The sequence below is a fragment of the Carnobacterium pleistocenium FTR1 genome, assembly GCF_000744285.1.
Classification (GTDB): Bacteria; Bacillota; Bacilli; order Lactobacillales; family Carnobacteriaceae; genus Carnobacterium_B; species Carnobacterium_B pleistocenium.
In genome coordinates this window covers 1,879,352-1,899,568 of the sequence record NZ_JQLQ01000002.1, presented here as the reverse complement: position 1 = coordinate 1,899,568, position 20,217 = coordinate 1,879,352, and the positions used below count along the sequence as shown (strand labels likewise).

The following is a 20,217-nucleotide window of genomic DNA, read 5'->3' as shown; positions in this document are numbered from 1 at the left end:
AGAAAGGTATGAGTCATTTTGGGGTATCCATGGAAAAACTTAAGTCCTAAAGATGGTTTTTTAGTAAAACAACAAGCTTTACTTTCGGATATCGATCAAAAAATCCTTACTTTTTTGTATCAACCTTTAATAGGAACCGCAGCATATAGTCTTTATATGACACTATGGACTGAGATTGAAGAAGAGGCGTACTGGAGTGGAGGGATTTTACATTCCGAGCTGTTGGCATTACTAAATATCGGTATTCCTGAGTTGTATCAAGCCCGGATCAAGCTGGAAGCAATTGGATTGCTCAAAACTTATCTTCAAACAGCCCCAACTAAACTACTAATATACGAATTGCAAGCTCCTCAAATGAGTGATGTTTTTTTTAAAGATGATTTATTAAGTCTTTTATTACTAGAAAAAGTTGGAGAACGAAAATTTAAAAAATTAAGAAATCGATTTGTTGTAGAAAGTATAGACAAGAAGAAATTTCAGGAAGTCACGAAGTCCTTTTTAGATGTCTTTCAATTTGATGCTGAATTATTAAAAAGAGAAAAAGAACTATTGAAAGAACCTGTTTCATATATAGGGAAAACGAGTTCTTCAAATCCAAAAATCGATTCAAAAACATTTGATTTGAATTTTTTCTATGCAGGATTGAATCAACAATATATCAATCGCTCTTCTATTACCAAAGAAATTGAAGAGGCAATATTGGTATTGCACACATTATATGGATTAGATGAATTAGCGTTACAGCAATTTGTGCTTAATGCTTCAGATATTGAGACGGGCCAAATTGATGAGAAAAAAATGAAAAAGCTAGCATATGATGATTACCATAATAAAAACCAACAAAATATTTCTTTGAAAGATGTTGTAGAAAAAGACATACAAGTTGATTCTAATCAACAAAAAATGCGTGAAAATGAATTAACGCAAAAAGGATTAACAAAAGAGGATATTGCGGTTATTGAAGTCAGTGAGCAAATAAGTCCAGTTGATTTTATGAACTCTATTAAAGATCAAAAAAACGGTTTTGTTACAAAATATGAAGAATGGACTTTAGAAGAGATTGTAAAAAAAGCTAACATACCGACTTCTGTTATTAATATTCTGATTCATTATATTTTAGTTGTAAGGAATAATCCAACTCTTGACCAAAAGTTAGCATACAAAATTGCTAATGATTGGGCGCAAGAAAAAGTAGTCGCACCTGAGGAAGCAATTCAAAAGGTGAAAAAAATGTATTTAGATAATTCTGAAAAAAGACAACAACAAGAGAATCGTAGTAAAACATATACTCAAAATAGAAGCAAAGGCAATTATAGTAAGCAACCGACGATTAGAAAAGAAACACTTCCGGATTGGGCTAAAGCAGAAAATAGCCAACCAGAAGAAACGCCAATGAGTGAAGAAGAAAAGCAATCGTTTATGGAACGTTTGAAACGAATTCAAAATTTTGGCAAAGAAGGTGACTAACAATGGAGGATATTGGAGAAAGTCTGACACGAATGATCAAGGAACGAAATTTGAATCATAAGTACGAAGAATTGATTCAAGAAGTGCTAGATGATTTAGATGTAAAGCAATTTATTGCAGAGAATCGTCAAAAACTTAATGATGAAGCAATTATCAAAAGTTATGCTAAGTTATATGAATATGTTCAAGAGAAAAAGAAATTCAATTTAAAAAAAGGAATGATGGCTCCAGGCTACCATCCTAAATTAGTTTTGAACTATCATTATATTGATGTAACTTACGTGCCTTCTGCGGAATTGATTGCTAAACAAAAAGAATTAGAAATTAAAAATCGGATTTATTCGATGGATATGCCTAAAGATGTTCGTAATGCAAAGTTAGCTGATTTTGAAATGACTGATGAACGAAGACTAGCTGTTTCTGAAGTATATAATTTCATTCATGATTATTTGACTAATCCAAAAGCATTTCATAAAGGATTGTATTTACAAGGATCATTTGGTGTTGGCAAAACCTATTTGTTAGGGGCGTTAGCACACGAACTAGCAGAAAAGGGCTTTTCTACTACCTTGATGCACTTTCCCTCTTTTGCAGTAGAAATGAAACAGTCTATTGGTAAGAATAACACAGGAGAGAAGTTAGAGTTCGTTAAGAAAGCGCCAATCTTAATGCTTGACGATATTGGTGCTGATTCAATGTCTAGTTGGATTCGTGATGATGTATTAGGAGTGATTTTGCAGTACCGGATGCAAGAACAATTGCCAACTTTCTTCTCTTCTAATTTTGACATGAAGCAACTTGAAGAAGAACATCTAAGAGTGACTCAAAGAGGCGAAGATGAACCGTTAAAAGCTAAAAGAATTATGGAGCGAGTGCGCTATTTAGCTAAAGAGGTTAACATGACTGGTTCTAATCGACGCCATCTTCAATAAAAAACAAAATAATATACATTCTCCCCTTGAAATTAGAATTAAAAAGTGCTTTAATAATAAGTATAAAAGAAATCATTGAGAAAGACACCTAAACTCGGTTGCGATTTTTTAGAGAAGAAAACATTTGCTGAGAGTTTTCTAATTTCGTTCTTGTTTTGACCCCTTTCGAGTGCCGCTGTGAACCTTTTTCATATTAGCAGTTGGTCGTTTAGCTAGCGTTAACAGCTTAGAGTGAGTTTAGTGTGTTTGCTAAATTCTGAATCTGGGTGGAACCACGTAATGAACGTCCCGTTTATAGTATTTAATATACTATAGATGGGATTTTTTTTTTTTGCTGAATAAGGATTGTATTTTAAATTAGATTATGGAGGAATGTATTGTGTCAGAAATTAAGATTACTTTTCCAGATGGAGTAGTAAAAGCTTTTCCTGCTGGTTCGTCTACAAAAGATATTGCTGAAAGCATCAGCAAAGGATTAGCTAAAAAAGCATTAGCTGGTAAATTTAACGGGGAATTAGTCGATTTAGTACGCCCGCTAGAGGTAGATGGAAAAATTGAAATCGTTACACCGGAGCATGAAGATGCCTTACAGATCATTCGTCATTCATCAGCTCATTTAATGGCAAATGCCTTACGTCGTTTATACCCAGATATAAAATTTGGTGTAGGTCCTGGAATTTCAACTGGATTCTACTATGACACAGATACTGAAACACCGATTACTGAAGAGGATATTCCAAAAATTGAAGCTGAGATGATGTCAATTGTAAAAGAGAACAATCCAATTGTCCGCAAAGAAGTTTCTAGAGAAGAAGCTTTAGAAATTTTTAAAGATGATCCTTATAAAGTCGAATTGATTACTGACCTTCCAAAATCAGAAACCATTACGGTTTATGATCAAGGAGATTTTGTAGATTTATGTCGTGGAGTCCATGTTCCTTCAACAGGTCGCATTCAAGTATTCAAATTATTATCTCTTGCTGGTGCTTACTGGAGAGGGAATTCGAATAATAAAATGATGCAACGTGTTTATGGAACGGCCTTTTTCGATAAAAAAGATTTAAAAGAGTTTATCCAAATGCGTGAAGAAGCTAAATTACGTGATCACCGTAAATTAGGAAAAGAATTAGACTTATTTATGATTTCTCCAGAAGTAGGTTCAGGTTTGCCCTTCTGGTTGCCAAAAGGAGCTACGATTCGCCGTACGATCGAAAGATACATTATCGACCGTGAAATCAGTCTGGGCTATCAGCATGTCTACACACCCATTATGGCGGATGTAAATTTATATAAAACATCGGGTCACTGGGATCACTATCAAGAAGACATGTTCCCACCTATGGATATGGGTGATGGTGAAATGCTTGTTTTGCGTCCGATGAACTGTCCTCATCACATGATGGTGTACAAAAACGATGTGCATAGCTACCGTGAATTGCCGATTCGAATTGCTGAACTAGGTCAAATGCACCGCTATGAAAAGAGTGGAGCTTTATCTGGATTGCAACGTGTTCGTGAAATGACACTTAATGATGGTCATACATTTGTACGTCCAGATCAAATTGAAGATGAATTTAAACGGACATTAGAATTAATGTTAGCTGTATATGAAGACTTTAATATCAATGATTATCGTTTCCGTCTAAGCTACCGCGATCCTAATAATACAGAAAAATATTTTGATGATGATGACATGTGGGAAAAAGCTCAAACAATGCTAAAAGCAGCAATGGATGATATGAAATTAGACTACTTTGAAGCAGAAGGAGAAGCGGCTTTTTATGGTCCTAAACTTGATGTCTTAGTAAAAACAGCTATTGGAATTGAAGAAACTCTTTCAACGATCCAACTAGACTTCTTGCTTCCAGAACGATTTGACCTGACATATGTAGGAGAAGATGGTGAAAATTCTCACCGTCCAGTTGTTATTCATCGTGGCATCATTTCGACTATGGAACGCTTTGTAGCTTACTTGATTGAAGAATACAAAGGGGCTTTTCCTACTTGGTTATCCCCAGTACAAGCTACGATTATTCCTGTCAATTTAGATATGCATACAGATTATGCCTATGAAATTAAAAAACAAATGGATAGCATAGGTATGCGTGTGGAAGTTGACGAACGGAATGAAAAAATGGGGTATAAAATACGTGCCTCTCAAACACAGAAAATACCTTATCAAATAGTTGTTGGAGACAGCGAAGTTCAAGATAACACAGTTGCGGTACGTAAGTATGGCGAAAAGACTACTGAAACGATTGCGCTAACTGATTATTTAGAAAAAATTTCAGCAGAAATCAAAAACTTCAGTAAATAAGTGATATTAATGATAAATAGCTAGTAAATGAACTATGAGATTATGATCAATCCTAGAAGATAGTATGCAATGAGATTATTTTTGAGCTGGGATTTATTTCGTTATTTTTGCAAATACCATTTAAATTTTTTCTTTTGCCTACGAGATAATTGTTGTGATCAACTTGATTTTCAATTTTTGGCAAGCATAGCTGCATTGTGTAAGAGCATCCTTCCTTTTGGAAGGATGCTCTTCTTTTTTTAGGTTAAAAAGATTCATGTGGGTAACCTTTCAAATTTGTTCGTCACTTTATAATAGGCACTTAAGTTTTCTAATGAGTCAAGCTGCTTCAAAAAAATGTTTTTTTGAGATGACTCAAATCACTACAATCTTTATATGGTAGAGTGATGTGTTAGAGAGACAATTATATTATTTGATGACGTTATTTAAAATTAATCAGTATATTTTGCAATAATTCTAATGGTGACTTATGATTGCAGTATAAGGAGTTAAGTAAATAGTTTAGTAATCTTGAGTGAAGCTAAAGCATTGTATTTATAGGTTTGATTAATAAATATGACAGTAATGAAATAGCATATTCGAGGGTTAAAAGGAGGTATATTTAGATATGGAATCTCTTAATAAAAGTCTATCGGAATATGGAGAAATTTTGAAAGGAACTAATGTACAAGAAGCATATAAAGGTTTAATACAATAAATTAAATTATTGCGTAAACACTTTAAAGAAAAATATCCAGAGTATGACGTTTCAGCAAATTTTTATCAAGGGTACATGGACTTGACCTTCTTCACCCTTACCTCTAAGTTGACAAAGCAAAAAGATTTGAAATATATAGTTGTTTTTAAACATGATAAAATGAGATTTGATGTTTGGCTTTCTGGAAAAAATAGAAATATTATGTCGGGCTACCATAATAAATTCAGCAACTATCAATTGAAAAACTATATCTTAACCGCTGATGAAAAAGGGATGTCATCTATTATTGAAGCCACATTGGTCAATGATCCTAATTTTGACAATTTACCTGAATTAACAAAACAAATTGATACTGGTGTAATAAATTTTATACAAGAAATTGAAACCCAGTTTTTGACTAGCAATCAATCCATGTACTGAGTTGTTTAGTTTAAAATAAATGTAAATTTATATAAGATCCTACTGTAGCTATGAATTTAGCAGTACAGTCAAGGTGAAATTGAGCTATGAGTATATTACGATAGAACGGCGGATAAAAATTAAAGAGAAAGAGCTTATAAAGTAAAAAGTAATGGACCTTAAACGGTCTAAAAAGAGTAAAAAGATGAAAGAGAGAATGAGAGTAGCTCTTATTGGTGGAGCTTTATTAGGGATTGTTTGCGTCATAGGAGCATATTTACGATCTGGTTTTTCAGCTTCTCCTGCTTTTGTATTTTCACTATGGTATAACCGAATTATTATTGGTCTGGTCGTTGGAGCTCCATGGGGGAAGACGGTTAGAAGTAAAGCATTACTTCGTGGAGGTCTGTTAGGCCTTTTAATTTCCTTTGCATTCTACAGTTCGACAGAATTTCAAGATTCCATCAGTTTTGTGGCTGGGATTTTATATGGTGTATTATTAGAAGGATGGCTCAGTCGAAAAGAAAATAGAAAGACTTTTTAGCTTTAATGAAAGTTAAGTATGAGGAGAGTAGGCGACTGATATATGAATAAAAATTATGATGTACTCAAGAAAGGAATACTTGTTACAATAGGTAGTTTTATTACATTGGCAGCAACTTTTATCTTGTATTTTCTTATTTTTATGGTTTTTGAAAATATGGCAAGTCAAGAGAGCCCATATAACTTTGTTTCATTCTTGAGAGTTGGATATGGGATCATATGGCTGCTTCTATGTTTGATAATATATCGTACCAAGACACTCGACTGGCTTAAAGCTAGTGTGCTTACTAGTTCACTTGCTACCTTTGTGATTGGGATTGGAGTACAGTTATTTGAAAAACCGATTATAGTCGGTTTGATCATGTTTGCAGTTGCTGCAATAAGTGTATTTTTGCTACATAAAATGAAGACGCAATGGTATCATTACTACTCTATTGTAATTTCTATAATCGCTACATTATTTTACTTATAATCTATTGCCGAAACTATTGAAAAAATAGGATGTTCGACCTCTTTTTGAATACGATATGAAAGAAATCAGTGCATAAATGAAGACTGAGTTGGATTGCAACAAATCATCGTTTAAATATAGGTTTTGCTTTGATTATACCTTTAATATTTCAATATAATAAAGTGTTTGAGAAACCAAACAAAGGCACTCCATGATGATTAATCTCATCTTAGAGTGCCCTCTCTGTTTTGAACCTTATCTATTTGTAGGTACTATTAGTTATTATAATGAAGAAATAGTTTGGCGTGACGGGGCACAGACTGTTTTTAATTAAGTGATAAATAAGTATGAAGTCTAAATTTTTTTAATGTCATATGTATACTCTCTCTCTAATATATATATAATTCATTTGACATTTCTCTTAAATCTATGTAAAATATTAATTGCCTACCAAACGGAAGGTAGGGAAGGAGTGAGATCATTCTGGAAACAAAACAAAAAATTATAGATGCAACATTCGGACTATTTGCTGAAAAAGGTATGGAGTTTTCTTTGAATGAAGTTGCTAATATCGTAGGGATAAAAAAGGCTTCTATTTATGCACATTTTCCAAGTAAAGAAGAGTTGTTATATCAATTATTTAATAAAGAGATTGATGAATACTTTACCGTCGTTGAATCTCAATCAAAGAATCTAAAAGAATTTTTTTTAGGAATTCTAAACTATTACAACAGTTCGCGTAAAAAACTTTTGTTTTGGAAAAGATTGCTTTTGTTTCCACCTGATACGATGGATAGTGAAATAAGTCAAAAAATAATAGATTTGTCGGGGCAACGCTATAAAAAAGTAAAAGAGCTTATAAGTAGTAGTTCGCTTTCGAATAATAATAAAGAAGAAGATAATGATTTGTTGACGGTTATGTTTTTGTCTGTTATTCACGGATTATTATCGAGTGAGATTATTTATTCAAAACTAAACATAGAAAGCGGTTATGAACAAGAGTGGAAAATATTAGAAAATATGTTAAAGAAGGAAGAATGACATGCTAAAGCCAAAATTTTTTTCAATCATAAAAAACAGAAAGAAAGAATTACCTAAAAATCAATTAAAAGATGATATAATTGCTGGTATTATTGTTGCGATTATAGCATTACCTTTATCAGTTGCACTAGCAATTGCTTCAGGAGTCGCACCTGAAAAAGGTCTTATAACAGCTATTATTGGTGGGTTTTTAATTTCCTTCTTAGGAGGAAGTCGAGTTCAGATTGGCGGACCAACTGGGGCGTTTGTCGTTATTGTATATGGAATTATTGCGCAGTATGGTTTAGATGGTTTGCTAATTGCGACAATTCTAGCTGGTATATTCATGATTATTATGGGCGTAGTTAAGTTGGGTAGTGTAATCAAGTACATACCTTATCCAACGACGACTGGGTTTACAAGTGGAATTGCAATTGTATTATTATCAACTCAAATTCAAGATTTTTTTGGACTTCAGATTGATGAAGTTCCCTCTGAATTTATAGAAAAATGGGAAGTTTATATTCAAAATTTTAATACAATAGATTTATCAACAACTTTAGTTGGATTAATTTCACTTTTAATTATCATATTTTGGCCGAAAATCAATAAAAAAATTCCTGGATCATTAATAGCATTAGTATTAGTTACTTTCTTTGTTAAAGTATTTAATATTCCTGTTGAAACTATTGGAAGTAGATTTGGAAATATATCCAATTCTATTCAGTTGATTGACTTTTCAGCAATCGATATATCGTTACCAATTATTAAAGAACTGATTAGACCCGCATTGACAATTGCATTCTTAGCAAGTATTGAATCATTGTTATCTGCAGTTGTATCTGATGGAATGATTGGGAAAAAACATAATTCAAATATGGAACTTGTTGCACTTGGTGTAGCTAATATTTCATCAGCGCTATTTGGTGGTATTCCAGCAACAGGAGCAATAGCACGGACTGCTGCAAATGTGAAAAATGGTGGACGAACACCGGTAGCTGGAATAGTTCATGCTTTAACCTTGTTATTGATCATGTTAGTTTTCATGCCACTAGCGAAACTAATTCCAATGGCTACATTAGCAGCAATTTTAGTTATTGTTGCATATAACATGAGCGAGTGGAGATCGTTTAAAGGGATTTTTTATTCAACTAAAAGCGATGTAGCTGTGTTGCTAGTTACTTTTGTGTTAACTTTGTTATTCGACTTAGTTGTCGCAATAGAAGTTGGAATGGTCATAGCAATGTTCTTATTTGTAAAAAGGATGTCAGAAAATAAACTGATAGAGAACGTAAGCCACGAGCTTGGAATTTTTACAGATGAAGAAGAAGACGAATCTGATGTTTTGGATGAATCATTAAGAGAACATTTAGATAGCAAAATTGCAATCTATGAAGTGAATGGTCCGCTATTTTATGGGGTCGTTAATACATTCCTAGACATGCTTAATGAGATGAAGAGTACAACAGAGGTAATGATATTAAGAATGAAGAATGTTAATAGTATGGATGCAACAGCTTTGAATGCCGTAAAACAGTTAGAGAAAAGATGTAAAGCGCAAAACATACTAATTTTATATTCTGAAACGAATACTCAACCCATGAATGTTTTAGGAAAAAGTGGGTTTGTTGAAAAAATTGGAGAAGATCGTTTCTTTGATGCAACTAAAGATGCAATCAAGGTAGCAAGCGAAATGGTGAAAGCAGATCGCAAATCTGATTTATAAAATCTTATACAAATTAACGACAATAAGCTTTTAATATTTATTCTAAAAAACTATCATAATCTTGAACCAATGCTTCCGTCAGCTTATTTAGACGGTTAAAGCATTGGTTCTTTTTTTATGAATTTTTAAATGTTCAGCTCGTTATACGTGAAGTGCAGTATAGCAATGATGAAATTGGTTAAATAGTAATAAAAATTTTACAAGGGACAGCTTTCCATTATTTTTAGTGTTAAGGGATTCTTCAGTCTAGAAAGAGCTCATCTTGGATTAAATAACAAATGGATACTATCATTACTTATTTCTAAAGTGTTTTACAAAAGTAAATTCAGCTAACGATAGTGAATTTTTGATTTATTTACTGTGTAGTGTTTTTTTACTTAAAGTTTTATAAAGCAGCTATTCGTATTGTGAACGATTTCTATAATAGTTTGGTACAATGGTATTAACAAGAAACAAAGATGGGGTGTCTTTATGACAACAGACGTATCAGAAAATAAACTAGTATCTATTGAAGAAATTAAAGAGGTGTGGTCAAAAACCTATAGCGGAGAAGGAAAACCAGACTGGTCACATATTTTTCCGTTTTATCATGAACATATCATTTTTCAAGATTCAATCCAGAGCATAGAAGGTAAAGTTAAGTTTGAAGCAATGTGTAATCGTTTGGCTAAACGCTGCAAAAGTTTAGAAATGGATATCTATCATATTATTAAAAATGATAATGTTGTAATGATGGACTGGAAGATGACAATGTCCTTCCGATTTTTTCCAGCGAAACCGATTTATGGTTCTACAAGATTAATTTTTGATAGCAAGGGTCTAATTATTGAACAAAGAGATTATTACGATCTTTGGGGTGATATTTATGATGAGATTCCTATTATCAGATCAATTTATCGTTGGTTTATGAGAGCATTTTTTGGATAAGGAGATGCAAAGTGATAAATAAATTTCCAGAACAATTGCTGTTCATCAAAAATAGTAGAACTGTTCAAAAAAAGAGTGATGAATCGATGGATGGAAAAATTTGTGTCGTATCTGGGGCAACTTCCGGTGTAGGTTATGAAGCTGTAAAAAAATTAGCTGCCGGCAAAGCGGATATTGTGATGTTGGTTAGGAACGAAAAAAAAGCTAAGGCTGTCAAAAAAGAGCTTGAAAAAAAATATTCTATTTTTGTCGATTATTTTATTGCCGATTTTTCTGATTTGAAACAAGTTGAAAAAGCTGTTAAGGCAATCTTAGATAAATATCCAAGAGTGGATGTATTGATCAATAGTGCTGGCATCCATTCAACTAAAAAAATATTAAATAAAGATGGTTATGAAATGGTTTTTTGTATCAATCATTTGGCGTCTTTTTTGATTACTAATCTGTTATTGAATAGACTGATTGAATCTTCGCCATCAAGAATTATCCAAATTAATTCTGAAGGACATCGCTTTAACGGATTGAAAACAAATGATTTAAATTGGGAAAAGCGTATTTATACTGGCTTGAGAAGTTACGGGGCTTCTAAGACGGCACAATTATTGACTGTTAGGCAGTTAGCGGAAAATCTAAAAGGTACCGGTGTTACAATCAATGCAATGCACCCGGGTGGAGTGAAAACTAACATTGGTAATAACAACGGTAGATTATACCGGTGGTTTTTACACCATGTAACTTGGCATTTTTTAAAAGATCCGGAAATATCTGGGGAGGCAATTTATTATTTAGCTTCAGCTAGTGAATTAAGCAATGTTAGTGGTACGTTTTTCAATCTAACAATCGAAGAGAAACCAGCAAAACATGCTTTAGATTCGAAAAAACAAGAAGAAATATGGAATCTGAGTTTGAAAATGACCGGTTTAATACAAAAAGGTGGGTGATAGAATGAGATATGATGCAGTTATTGTTGGTGGGGGAATCGCCGGATTGACAAGTGCAGCTTTTCTATCAAAAAACGGCTATAAAATACTGCTATGCGAAAAAGAAGATAAAGTTGGTGGTTTAGCGAGCTCATTCTATTATGACGGTTTTTTGTTTGATTCGGGTGCCAGAGGAATCATTGATTCCGGAATTGTTAAGCCTATGTTAAAGCAGCTCAATATAAATGTTGAATTTGTCAAGAGTGTTGTAACAATCGGGATTGAAAAGGAAGTGATACGAGTTGAAACAATTGACAGTCTAAATGATTATCGAGAAATGCTTGTAAAACTTTATCCTGATAGTGAAAATGATATTGATGTCATACTTCATGAGATAAAAAAAGTTATGGATTATATGGATATTCTATATGGAATTGAGAACCCTCTATTCAAAGATTTAAAGAAAGATAAGAACTATCTTTTTAAAGTATTATTTCCTTGGCTATTCAAATTTTTGGCAAAATCAGGTAAAATTAAAAATTTCAATTTACCCGTTTATGACTATCTGAGTCAGTTAACTGATAATCAATCATTGATTGATATAATAAGCCAACATTTTTTCCAAAAAACTCCTGCTTCTTTTGCATTAAGTTATTTCAGTTTGTACTTGGATTATGAGTATCCACTTAAAGGAACCCTTAATTTAGCTGAAAAGCTAAAAGAGTATATCATTAAAACAGAAGGCGTTATAAAAACAGGTACAGAAATAAAAAAAATTGACCCTTTTAATAAAACCCTTCTTGATCAGAATGACCAGTATCACGAATATAATCAGTTGATTTGGGCAGCGGATACGAATCAGCTATACAAATCGATCGATATAGAAACGATCGATGATAATAAAATCAAGAAAGGAATAGAGAAGCAGAAAAAACTGCTCAAAGGAAAAAGAGCAGGGGATTCAATTTATTCTTTGTATCTAGCTGTTGACTTGGACAATCAGTACTTCCAAAAAAAATCAAGTGGTCATTTTTTCTATACACCTGATAAAACAGGTCAATCTACCACCTTTGAGAAACTGAAAACGGTAAGTAAAGCAACTGAAAAAAAAGAAATTTTTGATTGGATGAGTGAGTATCTGGACTATACTACTTATGAAATTGCCATCCCTGCATTGCGGAATGAAAAACTTGCTCCAAAAGGAAAGACTGGATTGATGGTCAGTGTTCTAATGGATTATGATTTTATCAGTAATATTAAAGCCTTAGGTTTTTATGAAGAATTTAAGTGTTTTGCTGAAGATAAGATGATTAGTGTCCTTGATGACAGTATTTATGGAGAAATAAAGCAAAAAGTGATCCATCAATTTAGTTCTTCGCCACTCACCATTGAAAGACTAAGCGGTAATCTCGAAGGTGGAATAACCGGCTGGGCTTTTACAAATGATAGTATACCAACTATAACCAAGATGACTAAAATCAAAAAAACGTGTAACACGCCAATTCCAGATACATTGCAAGCTGGCCAGTGGACTTTCAGTCCTTCAGGTTTACCAATCAGTATCTTAACCGGAAAGATTGCAGCTGATAAAGCAATTAAGACTTTGCGGAAAGGAAAAAGACAATGAAAAATATTGTTCTATATAAAAGCAAATATGGAAATACTTTTCAGTATGCAACTTGGATCGCGGAAGAATTAGATTGGGAAATAAGAGATTTTTCAAAATTTAAAAAATCAGAAATAAAGAACTATAACACTATTATTTTTGGTAGTGGTGTATATATCGGCAGAATGAATAATATCAGAAAAGTTCTTGAGTGGTTCAAAGAAAAACCAATCATTATTTTTGCCTGTGCAGGTAATAATAATGTTGAGAAAGATATCACAGATATTAAAACCAATAATTTTAATAAAGATCAGTTAGCATTCCATACATTCTTCTATTTGCCTGGAGGCATTGATTTTTCTAAGGTGAAAGGAATTGTTAAATTAATGATCAATATATTTATAAAAATTATAGAAAAGAAGAAGAATAAAAAGGAAGATGAAGAGGCAATCCTTGAAAGTTATTATCATCCGACAAGTTATGTAGATAAAAAGCATATTCAAGCGATTGTTTCTTATACTAAAAAGATTTAAGATGGACTTAGAGATTTATCTTTTATGTCAGTTTGTTTGTCAAATTGGACTATAGATCTTTATTTGTTAAAAGCTAACAGGTCAGAAAAATCACAGTATTGTTTTAAAGGCTAAAACATAAATTTTATAGTGCTGTGGAATGTCAGAAAAATTATAAAAGGAGTAGGAAAATGAAACAAAAAACAAAAACATATATCAATGCAATTTTATTAGTTATCACATTAATTATTAATGGTATGGGTGCTTTTGGTTTAATTAATGGTCTTTCGCAAAAAGAAGTATCAGATATGTACCCAACTTTAATTACACCAGCACCCTCAACTTTTAGCATTTGGAGCGTTATTTACACATTTTTGATTATTTCGATAATTGTCATGATTATTAAAAATAAAGAATCATACTATGGACGTGCTGTTGATGAAATCAGCTTTCTCTTTTGGGTATCATGTGCTTTAAATATTGTGTGGATAATAAGTTTTTCTTATAACTTGATTGGTTTATCAACAATCTTTATTTTTAGTTTTCTAATCATCATGATTCTAATTGTAAAAAAAATCGGAAAAATCCAAACGCGAAAACGCTGGTTGCTGCCAATTACTTTTGGTTTATATTCAGGATGGCTTTTTATAGCAACGGTAGTAAATATAGCCGCTTGGCTTGTTAAAATTGAATGGGATAGATTTGGAATATCCGCTGAGACTTGGAGTGCGATTATTCTTCTAGTTGCAGTAGGATTGACTTTGATAGTCTTATTAAGCACTAAAAACGCAATATTCCCAATTCCTATCGCTTGGGCATATTTTGGAATCTATAATTATTTATTAGCGCCTGAAGGATTTCAAGGACAGTATACCTTTTTGCAAAACGTTGCTCTGATAGGAATAGTAATTTTGGTTGGGATTTCAGCAATCCAATTTTATAAAAACCGATATAGTATCATGCCAGATAATTCAGTGAGCAAAAAACAATACTCAGGTAAACCGTTGATTTGAATTAAATGAATTTTGGGAGGCTTTTTTCTCAAATGAAGTATTAAGACAGTCTCAGCTGATAAACAACACTAAAGTGAAAAGCTAGCAAAATATGATTGACAATTTTGATTCAGTGAAGTATAATAAATAAGTTGAGAAAATCAAGCAGAAGCACCCGCTTCTCGCCTAAGTTGACGAAAGTGTCTCTGGGCTAGATATAAACGATGATAACTTGCATTCGGTGTGAGTTAGAAATTATTTATAGGCGGGTTCGTAATGAACTTGCCTATTTTTCTGCTGTTCTTTCTCTCAAATCTAATGGAGGTGTATGACCATAGCAAAAGATATGATGGTAAATGACGGCATTCGTGCACGTGAATTACGCGTTATTGGTAGTGACAGCGAACAACTTGGTGTAATTACCAAAAGTGAAGCGTTAAAACTTGCAGAAGAAGCAAACTTAGACTTAGTACTAGTAGCTCCAAAAGCAAAACCACCTGTAGCACGTATTATGGATTACGGTAAATTCCGTTTTGAGCAACAGAAAAAAGAGCGCGAAGCTCGTAAAAATCAAAAAGTCATTAATCTCAAAGAAGTTAGGTTAAGTCCTACAATTGATTTGAATGATTTCAATACTAAATTACGTAATGCACGTAAGTTCCTTGAAAATGGAGACAAAGTGAAAGCTTCAATCCGATTCAAAGGTCGTGCTATTACCCATAAAAGTATTGGTAAAGATGTGTTAGATCGTCTAGCTAAAGAAACAGCTGATATTTCAACTATTGAATCAGCTGCTAAAATGGATGGTCGCAGTATGTTCTTAATTTTAGCACCAAAGAGTGAAAAGTAAGAGTATTTTGAGGAGGAAATAACAAATGCCAAAACAAAAAACACACCGTGGTTCAGCAAAACGGTTTAAAAGAACAGGTAACGGCGGATTAAAACGTCACCATGCTAAAACAAGCCATATGTTTGCAAACAAATCACAAAAACAAAAACGTAAATTACGCAAATCAACAATGGTATCTTCTAGCGATATGAAACGTATCCGTCAACAATTAGCTAAATGGTAATCAGTTACTTTTAGCATAATCAGTTCATTGTGAAATGAGCAAATGTAATTTAAATTAGTCAAAAGAGTTTTCTTGTAGAGAAAACATCTTAGAGGAGGAAATTAATATGCCACGTGTAAAAGGTGGAACGGTTACTCGTAAACGTCGTAAAAAAATATTAAAATTAGCAAAAGGATACTATGGTTCAAAACATGTTTTATTCAAAACAGCTAAGCAACAAGTAATGAAATCTTATACTTATGCTTATAGAGACCGTCGTCAAAAGAAACGTGATTTCCGTAAATTATGGATCGCTCGTATTAATGCAGCTGCTCGTCTAAATAACATGAGCTACAGCACTTTTATGCATGGTCTTAAATTAGCAGAAATTGAAGTTAACCGTAAAATGTTAGCTGATATCGCTGTAACAGATGCTGCTGCATTCACAGCATTAGCTGAACAAGCTAAAACTGCATTAAACAACAAATAAATTTTTTGAGCTTAAAAGCTGCTTCGTTTTAATACGAAGCAGCTTTTTTGTGTATAAAAAATGGTCGTATAATTTTTGGTTTGGATAAATCAATTAATTAAATGGCCCGTCCAAAAATTCTGTAGGAATAGAGTTACTTGTAGCCTTGCATTGAATTCAATGGGAATTACAAAACGTTGGCGCTTTAGCACGATTACGGATTTTTGAAGCTTGAAAAGGCTATAATACCAAAGGCTTACAGTCTATATCATGGCTCCACAAGCAAATCTGTAAATTTCAGAAAAAATTTTATCTTGAAGTATCCACACCATTTGATTTAGAACCAATAAATAAAAAAGGCTAATACTTAATAAAAAACTCACAGAAAAAGAGAATAAAATAACAAGAAACAGCTTTATAGGGCGTTTCTGTTTCTTTTAAATGAATTTTCAGTTAAAAATAATGTTAAATATTACATTATTTTAATAATTTGAGTTGAAATTGTGATAATAAGATGATAATATAATTTGAGTAAACTAATATTGAAATTAAGTAAACGATTACTTGATGAGTTTTTTAGGAATAGCGATAAAAAAATTAGGGGGAACCGATATGAAAAGGAATAAATTACTTAGTTTATTAGGTTTAACAGCAACATCTGCACTGGTTTTAGCAGCTTGCGGGAGTGACGATGGAGAAACAGCGAATTCTGGAAATCAAACATCTGGTTCAGGTGAAGAACAAGTACTTAATCTTATCGAAAGTGCTGAATTGCCAAATATGGATTCTGCAAAATCAACAGATACAGTAAGTGGTACTGTTTTGAACAATGTAAATGAAGGATTGTATCGTCAAAATCCTGAGAACAAACTTGAGTTGGGAATGGCTGCAGAAGAACCAGAAGTCAGTGAAGATGGTTTAACATTTACATTTAAAATTAGAGAAGATGCAGTTTGGTCTAATGGAGATCCTGTAACTGCTAACGATTTTGTATTTGCATGGCAACGTCTAGCAGATCCAGAAACAGCTGCTGAATATTCATACATGATTGATGGAGTAGTTAAAAATGCTTCTGCAATTTTAACTGGAGAAATGGAACCTTCTGAATTAGGTGCTACAGCTGTTGATGATAAAACGTTAGAAGTACAATTAGAAACTGCTAAACCTTACTTCAAAGATTTATTGACATTGCCGATGTTCTTACCGCAAAATGAAGCATTTGTAACTGAACAAGGTGGAGATTATGCTACAAATAGTGATACTGTGCTTTATAACGGTCCTTTCGTATTAGATGAATGGGATGGAACCGGCTTAAGTTGGGTATTAAATAAAAATGAAGAGTATTGGGATACAGAAGCTGTAGCACTAGAAACAATTAATGTTGATGTAGTTAAAGAAACGTCAACTGCAATTAACTTGTACGATACTGGAGCAGTAGACCGTATTACTTTATCAGGTGAATATGTCCAAACAAAACAAGGGGATTCTGATTTGAAAACTCAGCCTACGTCATCTGTATTTTATTTTAAATTTAATCAAGAACGTGATGGAGCAGAAACACCTTTAGCAAATGAGAATATTCGTAAAGCAATCGCAATGGCGTTTGATAAACAAGCCTTTGCAGATACTGTTCTTCAAAATGGTTCTATTCCAGCGAATGGTTTAGTTCCAGAGGCATTGGCTGCTGATCCAGCTTCAGGAGAAGATTTCCGTGCACAAAGTGGAGATTTATTAACGTATAATGTGGAAGAAGCTCAAAAATATTTTGAAGAAGGTTTGAATGAATTGGGCGTGGATTCACTTACTTTAGAAATTTTAGGTGATGATACTGAAAATGCTAAGAGATCTTTAGAATTTATGCAAGCACAATTAACTACAAATCTTCCAGGATTGGAAATCAATCTAAGAAATGTTCCATTTAAGATTCGTTTAGATGCAGATACAAATCAAGATTACGATATCGAAATGGCCGGTTGGGGAGCTGACTATGCAGATCCTATCAACTTCTTAGAATTATTCCATTCAGAAAATGGGAACAACAAATCTAGCTACGCTAATTCTGAATATGATGCTTTGGTTGAAAGTGCTCAAACAAACGTATCTGATTTAGAGGGTCGTTGGGAAGATATGTTAGAAGCTGAAAAAATCTTGATGGAAACAGGCGGGATTGCACCAATTTATCAACGTGCATACTCTGTTCTAGAAAAAGACTATGTTAAGGATTTAACATCTCACTTAACAGGTGCAGAATATTCTTATAAATGGGCTTCAATTGAAGGAAAAGAATAATTTTATAAAAAAGGAGCGAATTTTATTCGCTCCTTTTTTGTGTTTACTATGTGAAAAAACTAAGATTCCTATGAGAGTAATTCGATACTCGTTTCTCTCCCTATAAAATGATGATAAAATGATGAAGTTATGAATTATTTGTGATTAAATTTATTATGATTTATTAGGAGGAAGAACATTGGAAAAGAAAAAATATCTTCAGTTAATGGGATTATCACTTGCTTCTATTAGTCTATTAGCAGCATGTGGAGGAGAATCAGAAGAATCTGCAACTAATAAAGAGGGTAACGATAAGCAAGTATTGAACTTAGTTGAGACAGCTGAGCTTCCAACAATGAATTCCATATTAGCAACAGACTCTGTTAGTTTTAACGTAATGAACAATGTTAATGAAGGTTTATTCCGTCAAGGACCAGATGGCGAACTTGTGTTAGGAATGGCTGCCGAAGAACCGCTTGTTAGCGAAGATGGATTGACTTATACATTTAAGATCAGAGAAGATGCTATATGGTCAAATGGTGACCCTGTGACAGCAAACGACTTTGTCTTTGCATGGACAAGTTTAGCAACACCTGAAACGGCTGCAGAATACTCTTATATGATTGATGGAGTAGTTGCCAACGCAACAGCTATTTTAAAGGGTGAAATGGAACCATCTGAACTTGGAGTGACAGCTGTTGATGATAAAACGTTAGAAATCCAATTAGAAAAAGCAGTTCCTTATTTTGAAAATTTGACAACATTGTCAATGTTCTTCCCTCAAAATGAAGCTTACGTTACAGAACAGGGTGATGCTTATGCATCAAATAGTGATCACGTTCTTTATAACGGACCTTTTGTACTAGATGAATGGGACGGAACTGGCTTAAGCTGGGTATTAAACAAGAACAAAGATTATTGGGATGCAGAAACTGTTGAATTAGATGCAGCTAATATTGATGTTATCAAAGAAACGTCAACTGCTTTGAATTTATATGATACTGGATCAATTGACCGTATGATTTTATCAGGCGATTACGTACAAACTCAACAAGGTAATCCAGACTTGCAAACTCAACCAACATCTACTGTAGCATACCTTAAATTCAATCAAGAACGTGATGGAGAAGAAACAGCTTTAGCAAATGAGAATATTCGCAAAGCTATTGCCATGGCTTTTGATAAACAAGCATATGTTGATACAGTTCTTCAAAATGGTTCTATTCCAGCTAACGGACTTGTTCCACAAGCTTTAGCTGTTGATCCATCAACGGGAGAAGACTACCGTGATCAAAACGGTGATTTATCGACATTTGATCTTGAACAAGCTCAAGAATATTGGGAAAAGGGATTACAAGAATTAGGGGTAGATTCTTTATCATTAGAAATTTTAAGTGATGATACTGAAAATGCTAAAAAATCAATTGAGTTTTTACAAGGACAATTAACACAAAACTTACCGGGATTGGATATCTCATTAAGAAATGTACCATTTAAAGTACGTCTAGATGCTAACAGCAATCAAGATTATGACATTCAATTAGCATTATGGGGAGCAGATTATGCTGACCCAATCAATTTCTTAGAATTATTCCAATCAGAAAACGGGAATAATAAATCTGGCTATAGCAGCGCTGATTACGATGCACTAATTGAAAGTGCTCAAACAAATGTGACAGATTTAGAATCACGTTGGCAAGATATGCTTGATGCAGAAAAAGTATTAATGGATGAAGCTGGTATTGCACCAATTTATCAACGTGCTTATGCAGTATTAGAAAAGGACTATGTTCAAGATTTTACAACATATTTAGTTGGAGCAGAATGGTCGCTTAAATGGACATCTGTTACAAAATAATTTAAGTTGAAAATTATTATATCAATGATAAAGAAAGAGACTGGACTTTTGTTCATGGCTC

18 protein-coding genes are annotated in these 20,217 nt (G+C 33.2%); all 18 read left to right on the top strand.

Features of this window, described 5'->3' with window-relative positions; all coding sequences use genetic code 11:
- The first annotated feature begins 18 nt into the window (after nt 1-18).
- The 18 genes from BP17_RS09335 to BP17_RS09250 all read left to right on the top strand — a co-directional run bounded on the left by BP17_RS09335 (nt 19) and on the right by BP17_RS09250 (nt 20,156).
- On the top strand, nt 19-1,467 hold the full coding sequence (locus BP17_RS09335; protein ID WP_035053789.1) for a replication initiation and membrane attachment family protein: 1,449 nt from the start codon (nt 19-21) through the stop codon (nt 1,465-1,467).
- A gap of 2 nt (nt 1,468-1,469) precedes the next feature.
- Nucleotides 1,470-2,399 (top strand): primosomal protein DnaI, encoded by a 930-nt coding sequence (gene dnaI, locus BP17_RS09330; protein WP_035053785.1) that lies wholly within the window; start codon nt 1,470-1,472, stop codon nt 2,397-2,399.
- A gap of 379 nt (nt 2,400-2,778) precedes the next feature.
- Nucleotides 2,779-4,716 (top strand): threonine--tRNA ligase, encoded by a 1,938-nt coding sequence (gene thrS, locus BP17_RS09325; RefSeq protein WP_035053782.1) that lies wholly within the window; start codon nt 2,779-2,781, stop codon nt 4,714-4,716.
- A 706-nt stretch (nt 4,717-5,422) separates the two neighbouring features.
- Complete coding sequence (locus BP17_RS09320; protein WP_051910514.1) at nt 5,423-5,833, top strand: DUF7000 family protein; 411 nt, start codon at nt 5,423-5,425, stop codon at nt 5,831-5,833.
- 184 nt (nt 5,834-6,017) lie between these two features.
- On the top strand, nt 6,018-6,356 hold the full coding sequence (locus tag BP17_RS09315; protein WP_035053778.1) for a hypothetical protein: 339 nt from the start codon (nt 6,018-6,020) through the stop codon (nt 6,354-6,356).
- A 42-nt stretch (nt 6,357-6,398) separates the two neighbouring features.
- Complete coding sequence (locus tag BP17_RS09310; RefSeq protein WP_035053775.1) at nt 6,399-6,827, top strand: hypothetical protein; 429 nt, start codon at nt 6,399-6,401, stop codon at nt 6,825-6,827.
- Nucleotides 6,828-7,283: 456 nt separating this feature from the next.
- Nucleotides 7,284-7,847 carry a TetR/AcrR family transcriptional regulator gene (locus BP17_RS09305; protein WP_332248699.1) on the top strand — a complete coding sequence of 188 codons (564 nt, stop codon included), beginning with the start codon at nt 7,284-7,286 and terminating at the stop codon, nt 7,845-7,847.
- Nucleotide 7,848: 1 nt separating this feature from the next.
- A complete protein-coding gene (locus BP17_RS09300; protein WP_035053771.1) occupies nt 7,849-9,552 on the top strand; it encodes a SulP family inorganic anion transporter in 1,704 nt (567 codons plus the stop codon).
- A 471-nt stretch (nt 9,553-10,023) separates the two neighbouring features.
- Nucleotides 10,024-10,479: a DUF2358 domain-containing protein gene (locus BP17_RS09295; protein ID WP_035053769.1), complete on the top strand. Its 456-nt coding sequence runs from the start codon at nt 10,024-10,026 to the stop codon at nt 10,477-10,479.
- Between the two features lie 11 nt (nt 10,480-10,490).
- The gene (locus BP17_RS09290) at nt 10,491-11,420 is read left to right on the top strand and encodes an SDR family NAD(P)-dependent oxidoreductase (protein ID WP_035053768.1); all 930 of its coding nucleotides are present in this window, start codon (nt 10,491-10,493) and stop codon (nt 11,418-11,420) included.
- Between the two features lie 4 nt (nt 11,421-11,424).
- The gene (locus BP17_RS09285) at nt 11,425-13,026 is read left to right on the top strand and encodes a phytoene desaturase family protein (protein ID WP_035053766.1); all 1,602 of its coding nucleotides are present in this window, start codon (nt 11,425-11,427) and stop codon (nt 13,024-13,026) included.
- Nucleotides 13,023-13,538, top strand: a complete 516-nt coding sequence (locus BP17_RS09280) for a flavodoxin domain-containing protein (RefSeq protein ID WP_035053765.1) — start codon at nt 13,023-13,025, stop codon at nt 13,536-13,538. The genes BP17_RS09285 and BP17_RS09280 overlap by 4 nt, the downstream gene beginning before the upstream one ends.
- 170 nt (nt 13,539-13,708) lie before the next feature.
- A complete protein-coding gene (locus tag BP17_RS09275) occupies nt 13,709-14,530 on the top strand; it encodes a TspO/MBR family protein (protein WP_051910512.1) in 822 nt (273 codons plus the stop codon).
- Nucleotides 14,531-14,837: 307 nt separating this feature from the next.
- Nucleotides 14,838-15,359 carry a translation initiation factor IF-3 gene (infC, locus tag BP17_RS09270; protein ID WP_035053763.1) on the top strand — a complete coding sequence of 174 codons (522 nt, stop codon included), beginning with the start codon at nt 14,838-14,840 and terminating at the stop codon, nt 15,357-15,359.
- Between the two features lie 25 nt (nt 15,360-15,384).
- Complete coding sequence (gene rpmI, locus BP17_RS09265; RefSeq protein ID WP_034548081.1) at nt 15,385-15,582, top strand: 50S ribosomal protein L35; 198 nt, start codon at nt 15,385-15,387, stop codon at nt 15,580-15,582.
- A 106-nt stretch (nt 15,583-15,688) separates the two neighbouring features.
- Nucleotides 15,689-16,051 (top strand): 50S ribosomal protein L20, encoded by a 363-nt coding sequence (rplT, locus tag BP17_RS09260; protein ID WP_035053759.1) that lies wholly within the window; start codon nt 15,689-15,691, stop codon nt 16,049-16,051.
- 591 nt (nt 16,052-16,642) lie between these two features.
- Nucleotides 16,643-18,319: a peptide ABC transporter substrate-binding protein gene (locus BP17_RS09255; RefSeq protein WP_035053756.1), complete on the top strand. Its 1,677-nt coding sequence runs from the start codon at nt 16,643-16,645 to the stop codon at nt 18,317-18,319.
- Between the two features lie 178 nt (nt 18,320-18,497).
- The gene (locus BP17_RS09250) at nt 18,498-20,156 is read left to right on the top strand and encodes a peptide ABC transporter substrate-binding protein (RefSeq protein WP_035053754.1); all 1,659 of its coding nucleotides are present in this window, start codon (nt 18,498-18,500) and stop codon (nt 20,154-20,156) included.
- The last annotated feature ends 61 nt before the right edge of the window (nt 20,157-20,217 follow it).

Coding starts and splice junctions, on each gene's coding strand:
- BP17_RS09285 (WP_035053766.1), top strand. CDS start 11,425: ATGAGATATGATGCAGTTATTGTTGGTGGGGGAATCGCCGGATTGACA.
- BP17_RS09300 (WP_035053771.1), top strand. CDS start 7,849: ATGCTAAAGCCAAAATTTTTTTCAATCATAAAAAACAGAAAGAAAGAA.
- rplT (WP_035053759.1), top strand. CDS start 15,689: ATGCCACGTGTAAAAGGTGGAACGGTTACTCGTAAACGTCGTAAAAAA.
- BP17_RS09310 (WP_035053775.1), top strand. CDS start 6,399: ATGAATAAAAATTATGATGTACTCAAGAAAGGAATACTTGTTACAATA.
- BP17_RS09295 (WP_035053769.1), top strand. CDS start 10,024: ATGACAACAGACGTATCAGAAAATAAACTAGTATCTATTGAAGAAATT.
- BP17_RS09275 (WP_051910512.1), top strand. CDS start 13,709: ATGAAACAAAAAACAAAAACATATATCAATGCAATTTTATTAGTTATC.
- rpmI (WP_034548081.1), top strand. CDS start 15,385: ATGCCAAAACAAAAAACACACCGTGGTTCAGCAAAACGGTTTAAAAGA.
- dnaI (WP_035053785.1), top strand. CDS start 1,470: ATGGAGGATATTGGAGAAAGTCTGACACGAATGATCAAGGAACGAAAT.
- BP17_RS09315 (WP_035053778.1), top strand. CDS start 6,018: ATGAAAGAGAGAATGAGAGTAGCTCTTATTGGTGGAGCTTTATTAGGG.
- BP17_RS09255 (WP_035053756.1), top strand. CDS start 16,643: ATGAAAAGGAATAAATTACTTAGTTTATTAGGTTTAACAGCAACATCT.
- BP17_RS09280 (WP_035053765.1), top strand. CDS start 13,023: ATGAAAAATATTGTTCTATATAAAAGCAAATATGGAAATACTTTTCAG.
- infC (WP_035053763.1), top strand. CDS start 14,838: ATGACCATAGCAAAAGATATGATGGTAAATGACGGCATTCGTGCACGT.